Source organism: Clostridium sp. (assembly GCF_051278035.1).
GTDB lineage: Bacteria > Bacillota > Clostridia > Clostridiales > Clostridiaceae > Clostridium_AD.
This window is the reverse complement of sequence record NZ_JBNMNU010000247.1, coordinates 1-5,083: the sequence shown is the minus strand read 5'-3', so window position 1 is coordinate 5,083 and position 5,083 is coordinate 1. Positions and strand designations below refer to the sequence as shown.

Here is a 5,083-nt window from a genome sequence, read left to right as displayed (position 1 = left end):
TACGAAGTTATGTACTATGGTATAACAATAAGCGTATTCATAGTGCTCTAAATTATATGACACCAGTAGAATATCGCCTAGCAAACATGACCGAATAAAATTTGTACAATAAAGTGTTGACAATCCAAATATGATAGGTGCTGCTGATGCAACCAATGTTGTATCTACGCTCTGAAGTTGAACCTGTAATCCTCTTATCTGAGTTGAGAAACCATTTGCCCCTGTAGGTCCAGTTGCTCCTGTTTCTCCGGTTGCCCCAGTTGCTCCCGTTGCTCCCGTTCCTGGTCCTGTTACTCCAGTTGCTCCAGTTGCTCCCGTTGCTCCTGTTGGACACCTATGATGGTGATGTTCGTGACACTTATCTCTGTCACAATCATTTGACTTATGCTTTCTATTACTATTGTCATCTTGGTCACAATCATCAGTAGCGTGCCAATAATAATATTTTCTACCCTCAATATAATCTAATTTATTAATATAATTAAATTCATCCCTTTGCATTGTTTACCCTCCTAACAGTTACATTTCTTAAACTGCTAATGCATATTATTCAAATATGCATAAACTGCCACATATACAGCACGAATATTTGCTTTTCAATACTCTTCCTCAATTAAATTCCTATCGTTAATTCTTCCAATAAAAATAATTCTATCCTTTAACTACGGATTAATATCTATAAAATTATCAATAAACACTTGAAAATGTGGCTCTATACTTGCTACTGTAATTGGTTTATAAACTCTTCTGGAATTTAGCTACATATTCATAAGATAAGAAATATCCTTTCATATCCGTGCCGACAATACTACAAATATCATTTAATACCTTATCTTCTTCTGGTGTTAAGTCAACGTAATAATGAAATACAAATGGGTTAATATATCCACACTCATTGAATATTTTGTATATATCTGTTAAAGTAAAAAAGCTATTATTACTTCTGTCTAAAATTGAATTTTCATTATACATAAAACTTCCACTTAATAACCCTTTTATAACTGAGGGATGCATTAAGTTAGGAATCGTCGCAATTATATATCCCCCAGGTTTTAAAAATCTTTTTACTTCCTTTAAAAGCATCCAAGGATCCTTACTTTGTTGAAGTCTATTCCCAATAATTATATAGTCAAAAAAGTCTATCTTGTCTTTTTTAAAGCTTCTACTATAATTTTCCTCAAAATCATCATTCAGTAATTCTATTATTTTCCCGCCGAGTCTTGCTACACTTTCATTTGTTTCTACACCATATATCTTAGAATTAGGATACATATATTTTAATTTAAGTAATGTAGCCCCTAGTCCACAGTCGAACTCAAGAATATTTAAATGCTTTTCTTTTGGCTCATTTATGCGTTCTATTACATCAAATTTTAACGTGCTGCTTACGTTAGAATTAAATCCCCACTTGTCCACCAGCTTTTTACGATTCATTGTTAAGATATTATTAAACTTAATATAATCCTTATTAAAAGATGAACTGCCAAAATGATGTATGAAGCTGTCATTACATAGCATCATCTTATATCCTGATTCTATAATTCTCATGCACAAATCATCATCTTCAAAATTTCCAGGTGTAAATCTTTCATCCATAATGCCAATCTTATTAAGTACCTCTCTTTTTACAAGCATGCAAAATGCCACAAGCCTAACTTTTTCCTCCCATTTCTCAGGGTTTGATATATTATTAGCTTCAGCAAAGGGAATCATATCTTTAATATCATCATAAGGAACACTTATCGACTGATAATTAGAACAACTATTGGTTATCGATGCAACTCCTCCAATTTTATCATCACTGTAAACACAAGCTTTAAGATTATCAAGCCACCTTGGAGTAACAACAGTATCATTATTTAAGAATAAAATATCATTTTCTTTTTGTGAAACACCTATTCCAATATTGCACCCCTTTGGAAAACCTACATTTTCATCATTTAATACAGTTACAATATCCTTTTGGTTTTTAAGCCATTCTCTTGTTCCATCAGTTGAATTATTATCTACCACTACTATTTCATAGGTATTTTCTTTAGTGTATTTCCTTATGCTATCAACACAAATCTTATTATAAATAAGATTATTATAAGTTAAAATTATTATTGAAGTTTTTATATTTTCAGACATCAATTTATCACCTCCTCTAACCCTTATTAATAGTAAATTTTGCTTCAATTATATATTATGCTTTTTAATAAGAAATGTACCTATGCTTTTTTTTATAAATGCGCTCCATATCTTAAGCTATAGCATATTATATACTGTAGATTTTTTCTAGGAGGTTTATATGGTAACTATTAGTTTATGTATGATTGTAAAAAATGAAGAGGATGTTTTAGGTAGGTGTCTCACCAGCGCTTTAGATATTGTAGACGAAATAATAATAGTGGACACGGGGTCTACTGATAATACAAAAAAAATCGCACAAGAATATACAGACAAAATATTTGATTTCGAGTGGATTGATGATTTTTCTGCCGCAAGAAATTTCTCTTTTTTTAAATCAACAATGGATTTTACCCTCTGGCTAGATGCCGATGATGTAATTCTTGAAGAAGATAGAGAAAAATTCAAACAACTAAAGCAAACCTTAACAAAAGATATAGATAATGTAATGATGATGTATAATGTGGGTTTTGATGAAAATGGAGTAGTTACATTATCCTATTTCAGAGAACGCCTATCAAAAAGAATAAACAATTCTAAATGGTCGGAGCCTGTTCATGAATATCTACAAATGGGTGGAAATATTATAAACTCTGATATATGCATAACGCATAAAAAGGAACATGCGGCAGTAGTAGGTAGAAATAGATTTATTTACGAAAAATTATTATCAGAGGGGAAACCACTATCTCCAAGAGGCCTCTTTTATTATTCCAGGGAATTATTTCAAAACGGATTTTTTGTTGAGGCAATAAAATATTTCAATGAATTTTTAGACACAAAACAAGGATGGGTAGAGGATAATATAAGTGCCTGTTTTGATCTTTCTAAGTGTTACAACATTATAGGTGACAAAGAAAGCATGCTCAAAATATTACTTAGAAGCTTTGAATATGATACTCCAAGGGCTGAGATTTGTTGTAATATAGGGACTTACTACTTTGAAGGCTTAGATTATAACAGGGCTGTTTTCTGGTATAAACTTGCAGCAAATCTAGATAAACCAGTTAACAGTTGGGGGTTTATATCACATGATTTCTGGGGATATATACCTTATATACAGCTTTCTGTTTGCTATGACAGGTTAGGTATAAGGGAAGAGTCAATTAAATATAATAATAAGGCAGCAGAATATAAACCTAACTCTTCCGCGGTACTTGCAAATAGAGATTATTATGAAAGAACCAAATAATAAATTATTACATTTACTATATATTTTAAAACGGAGGTGAAACTACATGGGAGAACCTTCCATAATAAGCGATAGTCCACAAGCAAAATTGTTTTTTGGTTTTGGTCTTAATTCTATAATTCAAGAAAATTATAAAATAAGTAATTTTACTTATACTCATATCGGTACTGGCACGTTTATAAAAGATAATTGTTGGCTTAATATCTGTTCATATGCTAGTAATATTATGCCTAAAATTATTATTGGAGATGGATGTCAAATAGGAAGCGGATTTACGATTTCTATTGCAAATATAGGTATTATAGAAAAAAATGTTATAATTGCGCCTAATGTATATATATCCGACTGTAGCCATAATTATGAAAACGTTGGTATTCCGATTATGTATCAAGGAATAACTTCAATAGCAAATGAAATAATAATTGGAGAGAATTCATGGTTAGGTGCAAATTCCTTAATTGTTGGTAATGTTCATATTGGACGTGGCTGCGTAGTTGGTGCTAATAGTTATGTTACAAAAAATATTCCAGACTACTCAATTGTAGCTGGCAGTCCTGCCAAAATAATTAAAATGTATGATACTATTAGTGGGCAATGGGTTAGAACCAGAAGTGATGATGAAATTAACAAAGTATTAGAGGATAGAAAAGATAGCCCCTTAATTTCAATTTGCATACCAACCTTTAATAGAGCTATCCAATTAGAAAAGTGTTTAAAATCAATATATAGTCAAATTGGAAATGATAGTTTATTTGAGGTTTTTGTGTCTAATAATAATTCCTCCGATAACTCTCACGATGTAATTAATAAATATTTAAATTTGTATGATAACCTAACTTATAATAAAAGTGAAGTTAACATTGGTGGGGATAATAACATCGCTTTAACTATAGAAAAATCAAAAGGAAAATATATTCTCCTACACGGGGATGATGATTATTTCAAAGAAAATACAATATATCCACTGATGGATATTATTAATAAAAACATTGAATCTTCATTGTTATTTATTAATGTGCTTAGTAATAAAAATGATGTTGTATTATATCACGGGATTAATGAATTTCTACAAGCAACCTCAATAGCTGCAAGTTTTATTTCCTCCATAATAATAAAAAGAGAATCTTTTAATAAAATTGAAGAACCTTTTAAATATGTTGATACAGGCTTTAATCAAATATATTTACAATATAGAATTTTGTTAAACAACCCTACTTTTACTTTAATAAATAGTTCTACTTTTAATTATGAAGGTACTAATCCTTCTGGGTATAATTTTGGTAAAGTATTTATAAAAAGTTATTTAGATATTTTATATTATTTTATTCAGTTTGGACTTAATGAAGAAATTGTAAATAAAGATAAATTACAAATATTACAAACAACTTTAATGCCTTGGTATAAACGTATTCTCGAAGGCAAAATAGACATTGATATGGAAAACTTTGAAGGGTATTTTACAGATTACTACAAAAATGAGCCTTATTTTGAGGATACACTTAATTCATTTAATAGTATAAAAGAGGCTACTCAAGGTAAATAAACGTATCTTTTCCATATATATGGAACTATAAGAAAAAGCTTACCTATAATTCGAGGCCACTGAAAAACTATATAGAAAATCGTCATCTAATTAAAGATGGCGATTTTTTTATATAAAAAACAAAAAGGAATTTTAAAAGATATGTCGAATTAGTATATTAGAATAAAATAAAAGGAGCT

4 protein-coding genes are annotated in these 5,083 nt (G+C 30.0%); 2 read left to right on the top strand and 2 right to left on the bottom strand.

Annotated elements, in window-relative coordinates:
- Together ACJAX4_RS22170 and ACJAX4_RS22165 are read right to left on the bottom strand one after the other, a co-directional pair.
- Positions 1-501 (bottom strand): hypothetical protein (locus ACJAX4_RS22170; RefSeq protein WP_435791611.1); only part of this gene is annotated, 501 nt, incomplete at its 3' end.
- A 234-nt stretch (positions 502-735) separates the two neighbouring features.
- Entirely contained in the window at positions 736-2,130 is a 1,395-nt protein-coding gene (locus ACJAX4_RS22165) for a glycosyltransferase (protein ID WP_435791613.1), read from the bottom strand.
- Between the two features lie 160 nt (positions 2,131-2,290).
- Between ACJAX4_RS22165 and ACJAX4_RS22160 the strand changes: the two genes are divergently transcribed.
- Together ACJAX4_RS22160 and ACJAX4_RS22155 are read left to right on the top strand one after the other, a co-directional pair.
- Positions 2,291-3,361: a tetratricopeptide repeat-containing glycosyltransferase family 2 protein gene (locus ACJAX4_RS22160; protein ID WP_435791610.1), complete on the top strand. Its 1,071-nt coding sequence runs from the start codon at positions 2,291-2,293 to the stop codon at positions 3,359-3,361.
- Positions 3,362-3,407: 46 nt separating this feature from the next.
- A complete protein-coding gene (locus tag ACJAX4_RS22155) occupies positions 3,408-4,904 on the top strand; it encodes a glycosyltransferase (protein WP_435791609.1) in 1,497 nt (498 codons plus the stop codon).
- The last annotated feature ends 179 nt before the right edge of the window (positions 4,905-5,083 follow it).

Coding starts and splice junctions, on each gene's coding strand:
- ACJAX4_RS22165 (WP_435791613.1), bottom strand. CDS start 2,130: ATGTCTGAAAATATAAAAACTTCAATAATAATTTTAACTTATAATAAT.
- ACJAX4_RS22160 (WP_435791610.1), top strand. CDS start 2,291: ATGGTAACTATTAGTTTATGTATGATTGTAAAAAATGAAGAGGATGTT.
- ACJAX4_RS22155 (WP_435791609.1), top strand. CDS start 3,408: ATGGGAGAACCTTCCATAATAAGCGATAGTCCACAAGCAAAATTGTTT.